Source organism: Mesorhizobium sp. P3_A8, from assembly GCF_056402995.1.
On the sequence record NZ_JBFUGI010000002.1, the window covers coordinates 494659 to 513210 of the forward strand.

Genomic DNA, 18552 nt, shown 5'->3' on the forward strand with positions numbered 1-18552 from the left:
TAATCCTTGTTGCAACATGCCGCCAATCGAGTTATAATTGGCGTTGCAACAGGATAATCCGTCATGAACACGACCATTCGCAAGATCGGCAATTCCGAAGGTGTGATCCTGCCGAAGGAACTGCTTGAACGTCTGAATATGAAGACGGGTGATCAGCTTCAGATCGTCGAAACGGACAAGGGCATTGCCCTTGAGCCGGTGGACGACAGTTTCGAGCGGCAGATGGAAGCGGCCCGCAAGGTCATGGACAAGTACAAGGTCGCGCTTCAGAAGCTCGCAGAATGAGCTGGGAGTTTCTGTCGCGTCGCGCAGTCGAAGCGATGCATGCCGAGCAACTGCGCAGGCATGGCGGAGCACAGGGTTTGAGAGATGAGAACGCTCTTGAATCGGCGCTCGCCCGCGCGGAGAACAAGGCCAGCTATGAAGACCCTTCGGTTGAGGATCTCGCAGCCGCCTATGTCTTCGGCATTGCCAGGAATCATGCCTTTGTCGATGGCAACAAGCGGACTGCCATCGTTGCCGCCGGCGCATTTTTGATTGTGAACGGCCACGTCATCACAGCCGACAACGGCACGCTCTACGAATTCGTCATCGCCGTTGCATCAGGCGAGATAGACGAAGCAGGAGCGGCGGCGTTCTTCCGCGACCACGTCGTCAAGCTCGAAGACTAACTGTCCGAGAGCTTGACGATTTCCCATTCCTTGCCGTTGACCGTGACGACCTCGCCGACCTTCTTGCCGAACAGGGCTACGGCCATTGGCGAGACATGTGAAATGCTGCCCTTGGCCGGATCTGCCTCGTCCTCGCCGACGATCTTCCAATGCACCTTCTTGCTGTCATCGCCTTCCAGCGTGACCCCCATGCCGAAGCGTACGACATCGCTGTCGGGCTCCGGTACCGAAAGCTCGGCGTTTTCGCGCCTGGCCGTCCAGTAGCGCAGGTCGCGCGACACGACCGCGATGCGCTCGCGGTCGGCTTTCCTCTCGGCTTTCGCCAGGACATCGCGCAGATCGGCCAGATTGTCCTCGATCTGCGCCAGACCGCGCTCGGTCACCAGGTTGCGGTGCGTGCTGATCGGCCGTTCGCCGACGCCGGCGATGGCATTTTCGCTGTCTTCTTCGCGGGTGAAAGCTCTGCTCATTTCCTGAACCTAGGCCTCGAGTGGCTGCTCGACAAGCCATTGTCGATACGTCGCGAAGCGGAACAGGGCGTCTGGCACGATTCCTGCGGTGTCAGGGCTGACACTGCGCTGTCGGGGTTGAACACTGGGATTCTGTGCCGATGTTGAACAGGCGAACACTGCTGACCGGAACCGCCGGCTTTGCCGTCATGGGCCTTTCGCTCGGCAAGGCAATGGCCGCCAGCCTGGCCGGCATCGAAAAAGCCTTGATGCGCGGCTCGATCAACGCCACCGAGCTTGGCGTGCAGCCCGGCACTTTCGACGACCAGAGCAAGGCCTTCGCCAAGCTGCTGCGTGACGCGAACGAGCGCGACATACTGGTGTTCCTGCCGGCGGGCAGCTATGTGGTGTCCAACCTGTCGCTGCCCAGCCGCGTGCGTCTTTCCGGCGTGCCGGGGGCAACACGGATCGTCTATGGCGGCGACGGCCACCTCTTCATGACCGAACAGGCCGACCATATCGAACTGAGCGGGCTGGTCTTCGACGGTTCGAACCGTTCGATGGGCGACTATGCGCAAGGACTGCTCGATCTGCGCCGGGTCGCGCATCTCGTCGTCGACAATTGCCAGATAACCGGCAGCGGCAAGAACGGACTGGCCTTGGAACATGCGGCAGGCCGCATCGAACGCTCCGACATATCGGGCGCGGCGGACGCCGGCATCTATTCGGTCGAGGCGGCTGGACTGGCGATCACAGGCAATACCGTTTCGGACTGCGCCAATGGCGGCATCCTCGTACACCGCTGGCAGGCGGCGGAAGACGGCACCATGGTCACCGGCAACCGTGTCGAACGCATCGGCGCGCGCAGCGGCGGAACCGGCCAGAACGGCAATGGCATCAACGCCTTCCGCGCCGGCAATGTCATCATCTCGGGCAATGTCGTTTCGGACTGCGCTTTTTCGGCGATCCGCGCCAACAGTTCGAGCAATCTGCAGATTTCAGGCAACACCTGCTCGCGCTCGGGCGAAACCGCGGTCTATTCCGAATTCTCCTTCGAGGGTGCCGTCATCAGCAACAACATCGTCGATGGCGCGGCCAACGGCATCTCGATCGTCAACTTCAACGAAGGCGGCCGCATGGGTGTCTGCTCGGGCAACATCGTGCGCAATCTGTCGACCAGCGGCCCCTACACCGCCGATCCGCCCGGCTTCGGCGTCGGCATTGCCGTCGAAGCCGACACCATCGCGTCCAACAACGTCATCGAGAGCGCGCCGCTCTACGGCATGTCGATCGGCTGGGGGCCGTATCTGCGCAATGTGGTGGCCACGGGCAACATCATCCGCAAGGCAGGCACCGGCATTGTCGTCAGCGTGGTCGAGGGCGCCGGCACGGCCGTCATCTCCGACAACGTCATCGACGGCGCGTTGAACGGCGCCGTCATCGGCCAGCGCTGGGCCGAGCCGGTGACATCAGACCTCACCCAGTCAAGCAATAGCGGCTTTGCGCATCTGACGGTTGAGCGCAACCGTGTCAGCTGAGAGCAATTTTCAATTCAAGGCTGGCGTCGGCCTCAGCGCCCCGACCTTGGCGCCGATCCGGCTTTCGATCGGGGCGTTCGCCAGTTCGAGCAGCTTCACCGCCACGGCCTCGTCGGCACGCAACAGCCTGGCAAGGACGGCGGCCGCCATGGCCTCGCCGGCGCGGCCGGCACCATCATCGCATTTGATCGCTATGCCGAGGCCAAGTTCAGGTATCGCGCTGCAGTGGACACCTTCGGCACCGCCTTTTGCAAAGATCCGGCCAGGCGCTGCTTCCATCAAAGCGACATCGGCGCGGCCGGTGCCAGCGACGAAAAAGGGCTCTGCCATGCAGGCCGCAAACAGCCGCTTCGCCGCCTTGGCCCGTTCTGGACCAAAACCTGATGTCGTCGCCATACGGGCAAAGCCGAGCGCGAAACTCTTGAGCGGCACTGCATAGGTGGGGATCGAGCAGCCATCGGTCGCCCGCTCATCCGGGCCATGGACAGCGCCGGTAACTGCCTGCATGGCGTCGCGCACCATTTCCTGCAAGCCATGTCCGGCCTTGACGTAGCCACCGTGCTCAATGCCCGAGTGGACGCAGGTGCAGAGGAAGCCGGAGTGCTTGCCGGAGCAATTGTTGTGCAGCGCGTTGGGCGAACTGCCGGCGCGCGCGAGCGCGATCTCCGCGTCATGGTTTGAGGGCCAATGCGCGCCGCATTCGAGCGCCGAGCCGTCCAACCCTGCCCTGGCCAGCATGGACCGCGCCAGTTCGACATGCGCCGGCTCGCCGGAATGGGAGGCGCAGGCCAGCGCCAGTTCGCGGTTGCCGAAGCCATAGGCATCAGCAGCACCCGTTTCGACCAGCGGCAAGGCCTGGATCACCTTGACCGCCGAGCGCGGAAACACCGGCTTCGAGGTATCGCCGATCTCCAGGACCGGCTTGCCGTCGGCATCGAAGACCGCGACGGCACCCCGATGCACGCTCTCGACGATCGCGCCGCGCAGAACCTCGATCAGAACCGGATTTGTCATGTCACCTCCCGTAAATGCGGGCGGTTTACCTGATCCGGTCGAGAATGGAAACGTAGTTGGCGACCGCCGCGCCACCCATGTTGAAGATGCCGCCAAGCTTTGCGCCTGGCACCTGGATGCCGCCGGCTTCGCCGACGAGCTGCATGGCGGTCAAGACATGCATGGAGACACCAGTGGCGCCGATCGGGTGGCCCTTGGCCTTCAGCCCGCCGGAGGGATTGACCGGCAGGCGGCCGTCCTTGGCCGTCGTGCCGTCCAGCGCCAGTCTGGCGCCCTCGCCAGGCTTGGCCAGCCCCATCGCCTCGTACTCGATCAGTTCGGCGATGGTGAAGCAGTCATGTGTCTCGACAAAGGAGAGATCGTCGAGTGTTATGCCGGCGTTCTTCAGCGCCTTGCCCCAAGCCTGCTCGCAACCTTCGAAGGACAGGATGTCGCGCTTCGACATCGGCAGGAAATCCTGCACGTGCTCGTTGGCGCGGAAGGCGACGGCGCGACGCATCTTCAGCGCGGTTGCCGTATCGGCAAGGATAAGGGCGGCAGCACCATCCGAAACCAGCGAGCAGTCGGTGCGCTTCAAAGGCCCGGCAACGAAAGGGTTCTTCTCGCTCTCCTGCCGGCAGAACTCGTAACCAAAATCCTTGCGCATCTGTGCGTAGGGATTGTCGACGCCGTTCTTGTGGTTCTTGGCGGCGATCATGGCCAGCGCATCCGACTGGTCGCCATAGCGCTGGAAATAGGCCTGCGCGATCTTGCCGAAGACGCCGGCGAAACCGGCAGGCGTCTCGCCATCCTCCGGCAGATAGGACGCTTTCAGCAGGTTCTTGCCGATCTCCGGTCCCGGCGTCGTCGTCATCTGCTCGGCGCCGACCACCAGCACGATGCGGGCGGCATTGGCATCGATGGCGCGGATGCCTTGTCTGACCGCCGCCGATCCCGTGGCGCAAGCGTTCTCGACGCGCGTCGCCGGCTTGAAGCGCAGCCGGTCGTCGGCCTGAAGCACCAGGCTGGCGGTGAAATCCTGCGCCGAAAAGCCGGCGTTGAAATGGCCGAGCACGATCTCGTCGACCTCGTCCGGACCGATGCCGGCGTGGTCGAGCGCGTCCGTCGCGACCTTGACGATCAGGTTCTCGAGAGTCTCGCCTTCGAGCTTGCCGAAGCGCGAATGCGCCCAGCCAACGATGCATGCGGTCATGGCGGTCTCCATCCTTGGCGCCAGCCTAGCCTATGGGCTCATGGCGCAGTTCGCGTTATTGTTCAAATATAAACATTCTCGGCTAAGCCGTGAAGGGCCGGAAGCCGACAATCGTTTGGTACAGGTCGCGGCGGCGTCGATTTTTTGTTGATTGACCCGTCAATAAAAAATAATCTCCGCGCAAAAATCGGGAACGACATGCCAAAAGTCGGAATGGAGCCACTGCGCCGCAAGGCGCTCATCGACGCGACGATCTCGGCGATCGGCGAGCGCGGCTCGCTTGACGTAACCATGTCCGAGATCGCCGGCCGTGCCGGAGTGTCGTCTGCGCTAGCCCATCACTATTTCGGTGCCAAGGACGAGCTGCTGCTGGCGACGATGCGGCACATCCTGGCCGAACTGACCATCGACATGCGCCGCGCCCTGCAATCCGCCGCTTCCCCGCGAGAACGCGTTTCTGCCGTGGTTGCCGTCAACTTCTCCGAGATCCAGTTCCAACCGGAAACCATCGCCGCCTGGCTCGCATTCTATGTCGAGGCGCAGAAATCGTCCGCGCTGCGCCGGTTGCTCAGGGTCTATGCACGGAGGCTGCACTCGAACCTGATGAGCGGGCTGACCGGCATCCTGCCCAGGGCAGAGGCCGACCGCGCAGCCGAAGCGACGGCGGCGATGATCGACGGGCTCTACATCAGGCGTGCGCTGAAGGATGGCGTGCCCGACGCCGCGACCGCGATCGCGCTGGTCGAGGACTATCTCGAAACCAAACTCGGCGAGCGGCGCAAACAGTGACAATGAAGCGACCCAATTTCCTGATCGTCATGGTCGATCAGCTCAACGGGACTTTTTTTCCCGATGGGCCGGCGGCGTTTCTGCACGCACCGCATCTGAAAGCGTTGGCGGCGCGTTCGGCACGCTTTGCCAACAACTACACGGCCTCGCCGCTCTGCGCGCCGGGCCGCGCCTCGTTCATGAGCGGCCAGTTGCCATCGCGCACCGAGGTCTATGACAACGCCGCCGAATTCGCCTCGTCGATCCCGACCTTTGCTCACCATCTGCGCGCCGACGGCTATCACACCTGCCTGTCAGGCAAGATGCATTTCGTCGGACCCGACCAGTTGCATGGCTTCGAGGAACGGCTGACCACCGACATCTATCCCGCCGATTTCGGCTGGACGCCGGACTACCGCAAGCCCGGCGAGCGCATCGACTGGTGGTACCACAATCTGGGTTCGGTGACCGGCGCCGGCGTCGCCGAAATATCAAACCAGATGGAGTATGACGACGAGGTCGCCTTCCATGCGGTGCAGAAACTCTACGACTTCGCCCGCGTCTCCGACGATGCGTCACACCGGCCCTGGTGCCTGACCGTTTCCTTCACCCATCCGCACGATCCTTATGTGGCGCGGCGGCAATATTGGGATCTTTACGAGGACTGCCCGGCGCTCGAGCCTGAAGTGGGCTTCATTCCCTACGACCAACAGGATCCGCATTCGAAGCGGCTCTACAAGGCTTCCGACTACGACAGTTTCAACATCACAGCCGAGCAGGTCCGCCGTTCGCGGCGCGGCTACTTCGCCAACATCTCCTATCTCGACGACAAGGTCGGCAAGCTGCTGTCGGTGCTGGAACGCACGAGCATGCTCGACGACACGATTATCCTGTTCTGCTCGGATCACGGCGACATGCTCGGCGAGCGTGGCCTGTGGTTCAAGATGTGCTTCTTCGAGGGCTCGGCGCGGGTGCCGCTGATGATCGCCGGCAAGGGCGTACCAGCAGGGCTGATCGAGACGCCGGTCTCCAATCTCGACGTGACGCCGACACTTTGTGACCTCGCCGGCATCGACATGAGCGCGATCGCGCCATGGACCGATGGCCAGTCGCTGCTGCCGCTGCTGGACGGCAAAAACCGCACCGCACCGGTGCTGATGGAATATGCCGCCGAAGGTTCCAACGCGCCTTTGGTCGCGATCCGCGATGGCCGCTACAAGTTCATCCATTGCGAGATCGATCCGTCACAACTCTATGATACCGAATCCGACCCACATGAGTTGAGCAATCTTGCAGCCGATCCGGCGCATGCCGGTCTGGTGGCGGCTTTCCTGGAAAAGGTCCGGGCGCGCTGGAACATGGGGGCTTTTGACGCCGCCGTGCGCGCCAGCCAGGCGCGGCGCTGGGTGGTCTATCCCGCCCTGCGCAACGGCACGCACTACCCCTGGGAGTTCCAGCCGCTGCAGAAGGCGTCGGAACGCTACATGCGCAACCACATGGATCTCAACGTGCTCGAAGAGCAGAAACGGTTTCCGCGAGGCGAATGATGACAAACCTTCTCGTTCCTTCGCTGGCCCATCTCAAACAGGCCTATGCCGTCACCTCCAGGGCGACGCAGATCACGCCGCTGCTGGAGTCGGCGGCACTTGCCCGCGAGACCGGGGCTGCCCGCGTCTTCATCAAGCCGGAATCGCTGCAATGGGCCGGGTCTTTCAAGGTGCGCGGTGCCTATTGGCGGCTGAAGCAGCTGTCGGCTAACGAAGCGAAAAAGGGCGTCGTCGCCTATTCCTCCGGCAATTTCGCGCAAGGGCTGGCCGCCGCCGGCCAGGCGCTGGGCATTCCGGTCACCATCGTCATGCCGATCGACGCGCCTGCCGCCAAGCGCGATGCCACCGCAGGCTATGGCGCGCGCGTCGTGCTGACCGACCATGGCGAGCGCGCGCGTGAAGAGGTCGCCGCCGCCAAGGCGCGCGAGATCGCCGAGACCGAGGGACTGGCCTTGCTGCACCCCTTCGACGATCCGGAGATCGTCGCCGGCCAGGCCGGCGCCGGCCTCGAAGCGCTCGACCAGCTTGCGGCCAAGGATGCCAGCGCCGACCTGTTGTTCTGCTCGGTCGGCGGTGGTGGACTGATCGGCGGCGTTTCGCTCGCCTTCCACTATCTGTCGCCAACGACCGAGATCATCGGCGTCGAGCCGGAAGGTTTCAATGGCATGGGCTCGTCACTGGCGCATGGCAGCATCGAGACGATGCCGATCGGGCCGAAATCGATCTGCGACGGACTGATGTCGCGACGGCCGGGCGATGCGCCGTTCGCGGCGGTCAAGACCGCCGGCGTTCGCGGCATCACCGTCGATGATCAATCGGTGCGCAGCGCCATGCGGATCGCCTTCGAGCGGATGAAGCTGGTGCTGGAGCCGTCAGGGGCTGCGTCGCTGGCGGCGCTGCTCGGCGGCAAGGTGGATGTGGCGGGCAAGACCGTCCTTGTTGTGGCAACCGGCGGCAATGTCTCGCTCGCCGATTTTATGGCGCATATGAACCATGCTTGAAGCGGATTTCGTCATCATCGGCTCCGGCTCGGCCGGCTCGGCCATGGCCTATCGCCTGTCGGAGGACGGCAAGCATTCGGTCATCGTCATCGAATTCGGCGGCAGCGATATCGGGCCGCTGATCCAGATGCCGTCGGCGCTGTCGATCCCGCTCAATATGAGCCTCTACGACTGGGGCTTTGCCAGCGAGCCGGAGCCGCATCTCGGCGGTCGCGTGCTGGCGACGCCACGCGGCAAGGTGATCGGCGGCTCGTCCTCGATCAACGGCATGGTCTATGTGCGCGGCCATGCCCGCGATTTCGACCACTGGGCCGAAGAAGGTGCAACGGGCTGGGGCTTCGCCGACGTGCTCCCCTATTTCAAGCGCATGGAGGACAATGACGGCGGCGAGGACGGCTGGCGCGGTCACAGCGGGCCGCTGCATGTGCAGCGCGGCTCGCGCAAGAATCCGCTCTATGGCGCCTTCGTCGAAGCGGGCCGCCAGGCCGGTTTCGAACTGACCGACGACTACAACGGCGCCAAGCAGGAAGGCTTTGGGCCGATGGAACAAACCATCCATGGCGGCCGCCGCTGGTCGGCGGCATCGGCCTATCTGAAGCCGGCTCTCAAACGCGGGAATGTTAGCCTGCTCAAGGGTTTCGCCCGCCGGGTGATCATAGAGAATCAACGCGCCATCGGCGTCGAGATCGAAGCTCACAAACAGATTCAAATCGTTAAGGCGCGACGTGAGGTGATCATCGCCGCCTCGTCGATCAACTCGCCAAAAATCTTGATGCTGTCCGGCATTGGACCGTCCGAGCATTTGCGCGAAAACGGCATCGCCGTCGTCGCCGACCGGCCCGGCGTCGGCCGCAATTTGCAGGACCATATGGAGCTTTATATCCAGCAGGAATCGACCAAGCCGATCACGCTGAATTCGGTGCTGAATCCGTTCTCGAAAGCATTGATTGGCGCGCAGTGGCTGTTCTTCAAGTCGGGCCTTGGCGCCACCAACCATTTCGAGGCGGCCGCTTTCGTGCGCTCGCGCGCCGGCGTCGACTATCCTGATATCCAGTACCACTTCATCCCGGCGGCGGTGCGCTATGACGGCAAGGCGGCGGCCAAGTCGCATGGTTTCCAGGCGCATGTCGGGCCGATGCGGTCGAAATCGCGCGGATCGGTGACACTGCGCTCGCCGGACCCGAAAGCACAGCCGGTGATCCGCTTCAACTACATGTCGCATCCGGACGACTGGGTGGAGTTCCGCCACTGCATCCGGCTGACCCGCGAAATCTTCGGCCAGTCGGCGTTCGACGCCTATCGCGGGCAGGAAATCTCGCCGGGCAGCCATGTGCAGTCGGACGACGATCTCGATGTCTTCATTCGTGACCATGCCGAGAGCGCCTACCATCCCTGCGGCACCTGCAAGATGGGCCGCGCCGATGAGATGATGAGCGTCGTCGATCCGGAATGCCGGGTCATCGGCGTCGACGGCCTGCGGGTCGCCGATTCCTCGATCTTCCCGCGCGTCACCAATGGCAATCTCAACGCGCCTTCGATCATGACCGGCGAGAAGGCGTCCGACCACATCCTTGGCCGCACGCCGCTGGCGCCGTCCAACCAGGAACCATGGATCAATCCGCGCTGGCAGACCTCGGACAGATAGCGCATGATCGACACGACAAATCGAGCTGCCCGATAGATTGAGCCGCCCATTTGGGCGCCGGACCACTTGGAGACCCCCCCATGCGCGCCCAGCCCACGGCATCGCACTATGTCAACGGACGCTACATAGAGGACGAAGGCGGCGCGCCGCTGCCGGTGATCTATCCGGCAACTGGCGAGGTCATCGCCACCCTGCATTCGGCGACGCCGAACGTGCTGGAGCTCGCCATCGAGGCCGCGCGGGCCGCGCAGCCGGCCTGGGCGCGGCTGAAGCCGGTCGAGCGCGGCCGCATCCTGCGCCGCGCCGCCGACATTCTGCGTGCCCGCAACGCCGATCTCGCCCGCATCGAGACGCTCGATACCGGCAAGGCGATCCAGGAGACGCTGGTGGCGGACGCACCATCGGCGGCAGACTGCCTTGAATATTTCGGCGGCGCGGTCGCCGCTTACAATGGCGAGTCCGTCGACCTCGGCGGACCTTTCGCCTACACGCGGCGCGAGGCGCTTGGCGTCTGCGTCGGCATCGGCGCCTGGAACTACCCGATCCAGATCGCCGGCTGGAAATCGGCACCGGCGCTCGCCATGGGCAACGCCATGGTGTTCAAACCATCGGAAAACACGCCGCTGTCGGCGCTGGCGCTGGCCGAGATCTACAGCGAGGCCGGCCTGCCCGACGGGCTGTTCAACGTCGTGCAGGGCTATGGCGATGTCGGCGCCGGGCTTGTCGGCCATGATGTCGTTGCCAAGGTTTCGGTGACCGGCTCGGTGCCGACCGGCCGCAAGGTGCTGTCGCTGGCCGGCTCGAAGATGAAGCACGCGACGATGGAACTCGGCGGCAAGTCGCCGCTGATCGTCTTCGACGATGCCGACATCGAAAACGCCATCGGCGGCGCCATGCTCGGCAATTTCTACTCGACCGGCCAGATCTGCTCCAACGGCACGCGCGTCTTCGTCCAAAGCGGCATCCACGACCGCTTCGTCGACCGTCTGATCGAGCGGACGAAAAAGATCCGCATCGGCGATCCGCTCGATCCCGAAACCCAGATGGGGCCGCTGGTCTCAAAGGCGCAGCACGACAAGGTTGTCGGCTATATCGCGATCGGCAAGCAGGATGGCGCCACGCTGGCCTGCGGCGGCAATGTGCCTTCGCTGCAAGGTTTTGACGGCGGCTTCTTCGTCGAGCCCACGGTCTTCACCGGCGTCACCGATAATATGCGGATCGCGCGCGAGGAGATTTTCGGGCCGGTCATGAGCGTGCTGAAATTCGACGGCGAAGACGAGGTGATCGACCGCGCCAACGACACCGAATTCGGCCTTGCCGCCGGCGTATTCACCCGCGACCTGTCGCGCGCCCACCGTGTCATCGCCGAATTGCAAGCCGGCACGTGCTGGATCAACGCCTACAATCTGACGCCAGTGGAAATCCCGTTCGGCGGCTTCAAGCAATCCGGCATCGGCCGCGAGAATTCGCTTGCGGCACTGGCGCTCTATTCGCAGCTGAAGTCGATCTATGTCGAGACCGGGGATGTCGCGAGCCCATATTGAATTGGCGATAGGCGAAAGCCGACGTGACAGCTGATCTCCCCCTTGCGGGGGAGATGTCCGGCAGGACAGAGGGGGGTGTGAAGGATCGCCGACCTTGCTCTGATCCATTCACCCTGAACATGCGTGGTGATCGTGAATAGGTGAGAGGCCGGCGGGACAGCACCCCCCTCTGCCTTGCCAGGCATCTCCCCCGCAAGGGGGGAGATTGGCAGCTTCAGCCGCTCAACCTTGTCTTCTCCGCCGTCCCATCCAGATACTGCGTCAACGCGCAGACCAGGTGATAAAAGATACTGGCCGGAACATCCGATGCCAGCGAACGGCCGCGTTCGTCGATGCGGTCGATCCACAGGCCGAGCGGGGCCGGGTCGATGTGCCAGCGGAACAGCCGGCCGACACGTTCCTCGATCTCCGGCTTGAGATCGGGTCCGCCCGAGCCGTCCAGCGCAATCGCCGCCTTGACCGCTTCGGCCTGTGGCCAGCTGCGCGAGATCAGGTCGAGCGGAAGCCCCTGCCGCGAGACGGCGCCATAGGCAAGGCCGGTGGCGCGGTTGAGGCCGTTGGCGATGGCCGAGGCATAGAGTTTCCTGGCAAAGCCGCTCAACTCGGCCTGGCCGCTGCGGCCGGCGAAATCGACCAGCAGCGAAGCCCATTCGAAGTGATGGCCAGGCTCGGTCCACGCGCCCTTCTCGCCGGCTGACGGCTTCCACTCGTCATCGAAATATTCGCCCAGCGTCCAGCTTTCCCGGTCGAAGAAATGGCTGCGGAAGAGATCGATGATGCGCGCCGCGCGGCGCAGATGGGCACGCTCGCCGGTTGCCTGGTGCCAGGCCAGGAACGCTTCGAGCAGATGCATGTGCGGGTTGGAGCGCCGCTCGCCCTCGCCGTCCGATGTTTCGAGGAAGCCGGTCATGCGATGGTCCTCGAGATGGGCATCGAGGAAGGCGAAGGTTTCCTCGCCGAGCCGCAAGGCATCGGGATTGCCCGACATATGCGCATGCGCCAGCGCGAGCAGCACGCAGGAATGATCGTAGGCATCCTCGGTGGCGTCGGCAACGGAGCCGTCGACATGCAGGGTGCGCACCCAACCGCCTTTGTCGGTGCGGCCATTTCTGACCATGAACTCGATGCCGTGACTGATCAGCCGGTCGGCCGAACCGTCCCAGCCGCGCGCGCTGGCGACGGCGAAGGCATAGACCTGCCTGGCTTGGGTACGCATGCGCTTGGGCTTCATCAGCGGCGTGGCGTCGAAGCTGAGCGCTTCATGGAAACCGCCATGGCGCTGGTCGACACCCGATGTCGACCACAGCGGCAAGGTCTCCTGAAACAGCCAATGGTGCACACGCCGCCGCCAGGCGCCGCTTTCGATGACGCGGTCATGCGCGGGCGTGAACCTGGTTTCCAGCCGGCCCGACTTTTCGAGCTGCTCGACGATCTTCTTGACGTGCTGGCTGTGGCTGACCGGAGCGACGAAAGTGGCATCAGCGGTCGAAACGATGGCGACATCCTTCATGCCGATCGCCGACAGCAGGCGGCCGTCGCTGCGGATGTAGGAGTTCTCGCAATCGATGGCGACGACATCTCCGATGACGACATTGCCTCGGTCGTCGGCCGGGCCGACGTCGAGCAGCGACTGCCAGGAGCCGAGATCGTTCCAGCGGAAATCGGCCGGCACCATGGCAATGCCTTGCGCCCGCTCCATGATGGCATAGTCGACCGAGATCGAGGGGATGGCCTCATAGAGTTCCAGCGGCATGTAGAGGCCGGACAGGTCCGATATCGCCGCCTTGTAGGCAGCTTCGGTGGCCTGCCAGATGTCGGGCTCGAAGGCGGCGAAGGCATCACGCATGGCAGCGGCGCGAAACAGGAAGATGCCGGTGTTCCAGTAAAAGCTTTCCGCCTTGAGATAGGCCTGCGCCGTCGCCAGGTCCGGCTTCTCGACGAAACGCGTGACGTCGAAGATGCCGCCCTGCGCGCCCGCCACCTCGATATAGCCATAGCCGGTCTCGGGCTGTGTCGGTTTGATGCCGAACACCACGAGCCGGCCGGCGTGCGCCGCCTCGGCGCCTGCCTCGACGCTCTGCCAGAATTGCCCTGGGGTTGATATTTCGTGATCAGACGGCACGACCAGGACCAGGCTGTCGCCGAATTCGGACAGGGTGCGCAGCGTTGCGAGTGCGATCGCGGCGGCGGTGTTGCGCCCCGTGGGCTCGAACAATGGACCACCGCCCGCGAGATCGAGGCCGGCCAGGTCGGCATGGACACGATCGGCATGGCGCTCGGAGGCGATCAGGAAGATCGGCGTTTCACCGGCCGGCCTTGCCGTCAGCCGGCGCAAGGTCTTGGCCAGCATGGAGCCATCGCCGGACAGGTCGTGAAACTGCTTCGGATTGTCCTCGCGCGACAGCGGCCAGAGCCGCGAGCCGACGCCGCCGCTCATGACAAAACTGACGATCCGTTCGGTCATTCGGGGTCTCGCTCAGAAGGCCGTTGGTGGCCCGGTTGCTAGCACACAAGCCTCAAGCGGTGTTAGTCCGATCGGGAGCGCGGTGGGATGCCAGCCACGCGCGTGGCGAAAGCTGAAGAAATGCGACGGAAGTGCTGCCATTGCCGCTTGCAGGAACGGAGTGTGGCGGCTATAAGCCCGCCGACTGGTCACGGAGTGTAGCGCAGCCTGGTAGCGCACCTCGTTCGGGACGAGGGGGTCGCAGGTTCAAATCCTGCCACTCCGACCAGACAAATCAAATACTTAGCATTCCCGAAAAATGCAACCTACCTGAACTACTGCCAGTCCGCCTTGACGACATAGCGGATTAAGGCGTGCTCGACTTCAAGGACCGCTTTGCCCTTATCTTCGTCGGGCGGCGCGCCACCGTGAAACCAAAACTATATTCCAGCGAACGGGCCGTGCTGCTCTTTCGTGATGGGCTCGACACTGTCCTGAAGGAAGCTCCCGGTGAAGTCATACGCAGCCGTCCGGCCGCCTATGACAGTCCTGCTCCATTCAAGCCAGACGCGCACGACGCGATCGACGAGGAATTGGAGCGCCTCTTCCTTCGTCGCAGGGTGGCAGGGATCGCGCGCTCTTCACGACTTGAAAGCCCGCGGGCAGGAGAGACGGACCTTTGGCGACCGCCTGTCACAGGCGGAGCCTCACTGGCCTACGCCTGCCGAGTAGTAGCATCCATTCAGTCGCGTCATTTCTTCGCCCGGCACGTAGATCGCGTAGGAGGAATTAGCTGCTTCGCGAATTTCCACAGTGAACGCATCAAAGGCGCAACCGCCATCCAGTTGGCCGCCGCTCTTCTTTTCGAGCATGAAATAGCCCTCACTCTTGGCCGGGCCGATGAATGGGATCGCTGCCGTGATAGGAACCTTCACAAAGGCGACCTTCAGATTGTTTTTCGGCAAATTCTTGTCGAGCAATTGCTGCACCGTCTCCGGTACTGATTGCTTCATAGAAACATAAGAGAGTGCGACGAACCCGACCACACCAATGCACGCCAAAATAACCAGAGAAAAGATAGTCCGCATTGCTTCACCCCCACCAAGAGGTCAAGCGTTAGCCCGGCAGATGGGAGGCGTCAAATGCGCCCCAAAAATACCCCAGCGCGCTGGCTGGCTCCGAATCGAGACAGGAGGTGTCTACCGGCGCGTGCTTACGCGAAGCGAGGCCGCGAAATTGATCTTCGCCGCCCGGTACACGCATCCCGACTTTGGCGCTCAAACTGATGTCACAGCCGAAAATACGGCGAGATGAGCTGCCTGCTCGGCGCAGCCCTTCGCTTTGTCGCCAACGCGCTACACAGTGGGCTTGTTGAAAACGCGGAGACGTAGCCGGCTGCGGTTCATCGGTTATTGCGCGTGATTTTCATCTGTCGCGCGGCATTCAACAATGCCGCGCCATCTGTCTCGATCCTGTCGACAAGTTCGCTGGCCTGGTCGACGCTGATGCCTGTTTCATTGGACAGGAACCAGACGCGGAAGCTCCTGTCTTCCGATGGAAAAGGGGCGATGAACTCCCCGCCACCGTTTCGCTCTTCGGCTGGTAGCCTGCGACGCTTTCGTAGCGTCCGCTTCGGCTGGTCATCTTCCGATAAGGGGTCCATGGCCATAGCTAAAGTCGCGCTTATCGCAGGCCGAAGAAGCTCAATATCGCTACGACGATGACCACCGCTCCAACGAGCCAAATGATGTTGTTCATGATCTCTCTCCTTTCGGTTGGGGGAGCCCGCGCCTCTGGCGGAGAATGCGGGCCGACCAGCCTTCGCCGGCTGATCCTCAGCAGACACCGGGCATCTGCTGCGAGGGATAGAACCATTAGACACGCCTAATGTTCCGTCACGTGGCAAGGATCGAGAGAAATGGGTTTTTGGCCGCGGTGTTGCCTATGCGCGCACGACCGATGCGTCGGGATACATCGTTCTTGCAAGTACCCTGAGCGAGCGGCGGCTCCCTCTCAGCCTTGGGCACGCGACCGCCCGCCATTGTCTTCCTGCTGCCTTGGGAACCCGGAACCAAAGCGACCAGCCGCAGTTGTATCCAACGAAGGGCTCATCAAGATAATGGAGAAATTACAATGAAAACAATGATCATGTGCGCTTTGGCGCTTTCCATCGGAGTGCCGGCTATCGCTTCGGCGGCCGAAGCCGACGTCATCATCAAGACCCACCATCGTCACCACAGCAACGTCAAGGTCATCAACGAGGACGGCCAGCGCCTGCATCATCGTCACCATGGTACCGTTGCGTTCTACGACCATGGCCGCCGGCACCATCGTCCGGATGCCGTCATCGTGACAGGCTCCGTTTCCAAGCATCATCACCGCCATGTGGTGATCGAAAACAACGATTACTGATCGACGCCGAGGCCCGGCTCTTTGCAGCCGGGCCTGCCGGCAAATGGTCTGAAATGTGGCTGGTGATCCGGCGTGCCAATACAAAGGCATCATCACGAACTATCGTGTGAATACGACGCCATTCAGCCCTCCGAAAAGCTCGCGGAATTTCGCCTCACTGGCTTGAACACAGGCTGCTGGGTTGCTGAAATTTGAGGGTTCGCTCGCCACACGGGCGCGGCGAGCGAACCCTATCAGCGCAGGAAGGGACGTAGCTGCGCCAATCTGCAAATCATCCTGCTTGACCTCGCGGATGGTCAGCCAACGGCAATTCCAATCGCCATGAAAGTGATGGCCACCGCGAAGATCAGCGCGAGCAACCAGCGCGCTTGGTCAACACTCTTCTCCATCAGCTTCCTCCTGAACGTGCAGCGAACAACGGCTACGAATGGCGGCTGTTCCGAGCAACATCATGTGTAAGACCATTGCATTTCGCGGCCAGACCAAAGTCCTGCGCCATACCGGACTGAAGTCCAGCCAGGGAACGTTTGCGCTGCGGCCCTGTTCGATTGGCTGGGCGCGAGGACGATCAACGAGGAAGCGGAACTGGATGAACGTCACCATGCCTAACAGTGAGGCCACAAGATCCGATGCTTTGGGGACGCGCGTAGCGGACCTCAAGGCCAGAATGCAGCAGGCTCGGATTACGATGAGCGAAATGAAGACCTTCCAAAAGGTCGCTGTCATGATGGAGGATGGACGGGGCAGTATCGATGGCGACGATTTGATCGCCGCGTCCTTCGTTACCGACACGTTGCTCGACAAGAAGACGCCCTGAGACTATGCCAACAATCAGCAAGCTTTTTGAGTCCCATGCCGAAGCTGCCCGGGTTGCTGGAGCGCTGGTGGCGGTCGGTGTTCCTCGCGTTCAGATTGCGGTTATCGGGCCCTACCAGGACGAGGTCGGAGTTCTTATGTCTCCGCGTGTCATCCTTGGTGCAGTCGGTGCGGTGTTGGCCTGCCTGAGCGCCATGATCGTTTACGGCGGACTATCGGCACCAGCACTGATCTGCGCGGTCTGCGGCGGCGGTGCTGGCGGGTTGGTCGGCGCAACCATCGCCGCTACCCCAAAGCTGGATCGTCACACCGTTGCCGAGCGGATCGTCTTGGTGACGGCGCATGTCGATGACCATGAGACTGACATCGCGCAAGCAGTGCTCGGCGGTTGCGCTGCCACCGCATTCATCGCCGAAGCAGCATGACCGTTGGCCAGAGCCGACGAAAAGCCCGCCTCGGCGTCAACCGAGACGGGCCCTCTCCGTTACCAGTAATTGAATTAAGACACTCGACCGAGATCAACTTCGAGTGGCCGAAAACGTTCCCACTTTGGCCCGCAATCCACGTGATCATACAACGACGGGCACGGTTCAGCGGGAGGTTCCATCACGAGGGCAAATTGGCAAGGACTGCCAGCGCGAGCCGCCCAAGAAAACCGGGTGACGGCAATCAAAACAGGGTCCCGCCCTGTTTGACGCCATGGTCGGTCTCGGCATCATAATCGTCATTGGCCTTCTGCATTCTCTTGTAACCATCTTGGGTCACCGCAGCGGCATCGCGTAGGAAGATACCGCATGGCCGGGAGAGTGCCCCGAGACTTCTGTCGAGATCCTCCGCCGTCGATTTGTAGAGTTTTACGTGCCCATTCTCGTGGACGATCACGCCAGCCAGGAATTTGTCCCACCTCACTTGCACATCGGGCGGAACCTTCGTAGCGAGCTTCGGCAACAACACCGTCAACTTCAATGCAACGTCGACGCTTTTCATCCGGCATGTTTTGCCGGACCGCCTCCAGGTGTGATTGACAGAAGCGTCCCAGTGCGTCTCCGCGTCAAAATTTGAATGCGCGCGCCTCAGGCTGTCGAGCAACTCTGGAACGGACGTTCCAGAGACAGCAAAATATTTGGTCGTCTCCGTCACTCTCAAACGGGCATCGGCTTGCTCTGACCCCAATCCCAGCAGGGCTAGACTAATCAGAAGAACCATCGACGCATGCTTGTATCCCAAATGATTGCCCCTTCGATCGAACTCTTATCTGCTGCCCGAGCAAATCAGTATCGTCTCGACGGGGCAAGATACCAGGCGCGATGGGAACCCAGAGCCGGTCAGATCCAATCTCGTTGGCAAGGAATGTCGTTTGACGATGCGAGCGAGCCGCTCTACTTCCATGGAACAATCGGATGGCTAGAGCAGTTCACCGTTTCACGAAAACGGCAACCTGCTCTAACTCTTTGTTTTGACGCAATTCCCTAGGGAAAGCGCTACGCGCTTTTCCCGGGGAAACCGTTTCAC

General features: G+C 62.2%; 18 protein-coding genes and 1 tRNA gene. 12 read left to right on the forward strand and 7 right to left on the reverse strand.

Translation table 11 applies throughout. From position 1 onward, the window contains the following. Positions 1–63 precede the first annotated feature (63 nt). On the forward strand, positions 64–285 hold the full coding sequence (locus AC1DX4_RS06590; protein WP_140742344.1) for an AbrB/MazE/SpoVT family DNA-binding domain-containing protein: 222 nt from the start codon (positions 64–66) through the stop codon (positions 283–285). Continuing rightward, positions 282–671 (forward strand): type II toxin-antitoxin system death-on-curing family toxin, encoded by a 390-nt coding sequence (locus AC1DX4_RS06595; RefSeq protein ID WP_477219543.1) that lies wholly within the window; start codon positions 282–284, stop codon positions 669–671. The genes AC1DX4_RS06590 and AC1DX4_RS06595 overlap by 4 nt, the downstream gene beginning before the upstream one ends. Here AC1DX4_RS06595 and greA read toward each other — a convergent pair. Next, the gene (greA, locus tag AC1DX4_RS06600) at positions 668–1141 is read right to left on the reverse strand and encodes a transcription elongation factor GreA (protein WP_477219544.1); all 474 of its coding nucleotides are present in this window, start codon (positions 1139–1141) and stop codon (positions 668–670) included. The two genes, AC1DX4_RS06595 and greA, sit on opposite strands and share 4 nt — an antisense overlap. Positions 1142–1281: 140 nt before the next feature. Between greA and AC1DX4_RS06605 the strand changes: the two genes are divergently transcribed. Beyond that, positions 1282–2658, forward strand: a complete 1377-nt coding sequence (locus tag AC1DX4_RS06605; RefSeq protein ID WP_477219545.1) for a TIGR03808 family TAT-translocated repetitive protein — start codon at positions 1282–1284, stop codon at positions 2656–2658. 9 nt (positions 2659–2667) lie between these two features. On the opposite strand, the gene AC1DX4_RS06610 is transcribed toward AC1DX4_RS06605, so the two are convergent. Both AC1DX4_RS06610 and AC1DX4_RS06615 read right to left on the reverse strand, forming a co-directional pair. Next, a complete protein-coding gene (locus AC1DX4_RS06610) occupies positions 2668–3672 on the reverse strand; it encodes an asparaginase (protein WP_477219546.1) in 1005 nt (334 codons plus the stop codon). 25 nt (positions 3673–3697) lie between these two features. Beyond that, complete coding sequence (locus AC1DX4_RS06615; protein ID WP_477219547.1) at positions 3698–4864, reverse strand: acetyl-CoA acetyltransferase; 1167 nt, start codon at positions 4862–4864, stop codon at positions 3698–3700. A gap of 198 nt (positions 4865–5062) precedes the next feature. On the opposite strand from AC1DX4_RS06615, the gene betI reads away from it, so the two are divergent. From betI to betB, 5 genes are all read left to right on the forward strand, one after another. Beyond that, complete coding sequence (gene betI, locus AC1DX4_RS06620) at positions 5063–5653, forward strand: choline-binding transcriptional repressor BetI (protein ID WP_477219548.1); 591 nt, start codon at positions 5063–5065, stop codon at positions 5651–5653. 2 nt (positions 5654–5655) lie between these two features. Beyond that, positions 5656–7179: a choline-sulfatase gene (gene betC / locus AC1DX4_RS06625; RefSeq protein WP_477219549.1), complete on the forward strand. Its 1524-nt coding sequence runs from the start codon at positions 5656–5658 to the stop codon at positions 7177–7179. Then, entirely contained in the window at positions 7179–8180 is a 1002-nt protein-coding gene (locus tag AC1DX4_RS06630; protein WP_477219550.1) for a threonine/serine dehydratase, read from the forward strand. The genes betC and AC1DX4_RS06630 overlap by 1 nt, the downstream gene beginning before the upstream one ends. Continuing rightward, positions 8173–9825: a choline dehydrogenase gene (gene betA / locus AC1DX4_RS06635; RefSeq protein ID WP_477219551.1), complete on the forward strand. Its 1653-nt coding sequence runs from the start codon at positions 8173–8175 to the stop codon at positions 9823–9825. The genes AC1DX4_RS06630 and betA overlap by 8 nt, the downstream gene beginning before the upstream one ends. A gap of 80 nt (positions 9826–9905) precedes the next feature. Continuing rightward, positions 9906–11369 (forward strand): betaine-aldehyde dehydrogenase, encoded by a 1464-nt coding sequence (betB, locus tag AC1DX4_RS06640; protein WP_477219552.1) that lies wholly within the window; start codon positions 9906–9908, stop codon positions 11367–11369. A gap of 214 nt (positions 11370–11583) precedes the next feature. Here betB and AC1DX4_RS06645 read toward each other — a convergent pair whose 3' ends face one another. Next, complete coding sequence (locus tag AC1DX4_RS06645) at positions 11584–13833, reverse strand: AGE family epimerase/isomerase (protein WP_477219553.1); 2250 nt, start codon at positions 13831–13833, stop codon at positions 11584–11586. Between the two features lie 191 nt (positions 13834–14024). On the opposite strand from AC1DX4_RS06645, the gene AC1DX4_RS06650 reads away from it, so the two are divergent. Further along, a tRNA-Pro gene (locus AC1DX4_RS06650) sits at positions 14025–14101 on the forward strand. A 418-nt stretch (positions 14102–14519) separates the two neighbouring features. On the opposite strand, the gene AC1DX4_RS06655 is transcribed toward AC1DX4_RS06650, so the two are convergent. Next, entirely contained in the window at positions 14520–14900 is a 381-nt protein-coding gene (locus AC1DX4_RS06655) for a hypothetical protein (protein ID WP_477219554.1), read from the reverse strand. Between the two features lie 314 nt (positions 14901–15214). Continuing rightward, entirely contained in the window at positions 15215–15481 is a 267-nt protein-coding gene (locus tag AC1DX4_RS06660; protein WP_477219555.1) for a hypothetical protein, read from the reverse strand. A 464-nt stretch (positions 15482–15945) separates the two neighbouring features. Between AC1DX4_RS06660 and AC1DX4_RS06665 the strand changes: the two genes are divergently transcribed. From AC1DX4_RS06665 to AC1DX4_RS06675, 3 genes are all read left to right on the forward strand, one after another. Next, entirely contained in the window at positions 15946–16224 is a 279-nt protein-coding gene (locus AC1DX4_RS06665) for a hypothetical protein (protein ID WP_477219556.1), read from the forward strand. A gap of 601 nt (positions 16225–16825) precedes the next feature. Continuing rightward, positions 16826–17041 carry a hypothetical protein gene (locus tag AC1DX4_RS06670; RefSeq protein WP_477219785.1) on the forward strand — a complete coding sequence of 72 codons (216 nt, stop codon included), beginning with the start codon at positions 16826–16828 and terminating at the stop codon, positions 17039–17041. A 136-nt stretch (positions 17042–17177) separates the two neighbouring features. After that, positions 17178–17465: a hypothetical protein gene (locus AC1DX4_RS06675; protein WP_477219557.1), complete on the forward strand. Its 288-nt coding sequence runs from the start codon at positions 17178–17180 to the stop codon at positions 17463–17465. A 244-nt stretch (positions 17466–17709) separates the two neighbouring features. Here the strand turns inward: AC1DX4_RS06675 and AC1DX4_RS06680 are convergent, their stop codons facing one another. Then, positions 17710–18246 (reverse strand): DUF922 domain-containing protein, encoded by a 537-nt coding sequence (locus AC1DX4_RS06680; RefSeq protein ID WP_477219558.1) that lies wholly within the window; start codon positions 18244–18246, stop codon positions 17710–17712. Positions 18247–18552: the final 306 nt, after the last annotated feature.

Coding starts and splice junctions, on each gene's coding strand:
- AC1DX4_RS06670 (WP_477219785.1), top strand. CDS start 16,826: ATGCCTAACAGTGAGGCCACAAGATCCGATGCTTTGGGGACGCGCGTA.
- AC1DX4_RS06610 (WP_477219546.1), bottom strand. CDS start 3,672: ATGACAAATCCGGTTCTGATCGAGGTTCTGCGCGGCGCGATCGTCGAG.
- AC1DX4_RS06645 (WP_477219553.1), bottom strand. CDS start 13,833: ATGACCGAACGGATCGTCAGTTTTGTCATGAGCGGCGGCGTCGGCTCG.
- AC1DX4_RS06595 (WP_477219543.1), top strand. CDS start 282: ATGAGCTGGGAGTTTCTGTCGCGTCGCGCAGTCGAAGCGATGCATGCC.
- AC1DX4_RS06675 (WP_477219557.1), top strand. CDS start 17,178: ATGTCTCCGCGTGTCATCCTTGGTGCAGTCGGTGCGGTGTTGGCCTGC.
- betI (WP_477219548.1), top strand. CDS start 5,063: ATGCCAAAAGTCGGAATGGAGCCACTGCGCCGCAAGGCGCTCATCGAC.
- AC1DX4_RS06630 (WP_477219550.1), top strand. CDS start 7,179: ATGACAAACCTTCTCGTTCCTTCGCTGGCCCATCTCAAACAGGCCTAT.
- betC (WP_477219549.1), top strand. CDS start 5,656: ATGAAGCGACCCAATTTCCTGATCGTCATGGTCGATCAGCTCAACGGG.
- AC1DX4_RS06655 (WP_477219554.1), bottom strand. CDS start 14,900: ATGCGGACTATCTTTTCTCTGGTTATTTTGGCGTGCATTGGTGTGGTC.
- betA (WP_477219551.1), top strand. CDS start 8,173: ATGCTTGAAGCGGATTTCGTCATCATCGGCTCCGGCTCGGCCGGCTCG.
- AC1DX4_RS06665 (WP_477219556.1), top strand. CDS start 15,946: ATGAAAACAATGATCATGTGCGCTTTGGCGCTTTCCATCGGAGTGCCG.
- AC1DX4_RS06660 (WP_477219555.1), bottom strand. CDS start 15,481: ATGGCCATGGACCCCTTATCGGAAGATGACCAGCCGAAGCGGACGCTA.
- betB (WP_477219552.1), top strand. CDS start 9,906: ATGCGCGCCCAGCCCACGGCATCGCACTATGTCAACGGACGCTACATA.
- AC1DX4_RS06605 (WP_477219545.1), top strand. CDS start 1,282: ATGTTGAACAGGCGAACACTGCTGACCGGAACCGCCGGCTTTGCCGTC.
- AC1DX4_RS06680 (WP_477219558.1), bottom strand. CDS start 18,246: ATGGTTCTTCTGATTAGTCTAGCCCTGCTGGGATTGGGGTCAGAGCAA.
- AC1DX4_RS06590 (WP_140742344.1), top strand. CDS start 64: ATGAACACGACCATTCGCAAGATCGGCAATTCCGAAGGTGTGATCCTG.
- AC1DX4_RS06615 (WP_477219547.1), bottom strand. CDS start 4,864: ATGACCGCATGCATCGTTGGCTGGGCGCATTCGCGCTTCGGCAAGCTC.
- greA (WP_477219544.1), bottom strand. CDS start 1,141: ATGAGCAGAGCTTTCACCCGCGAAGAAGACAGCGAAAATGCCATCGCC.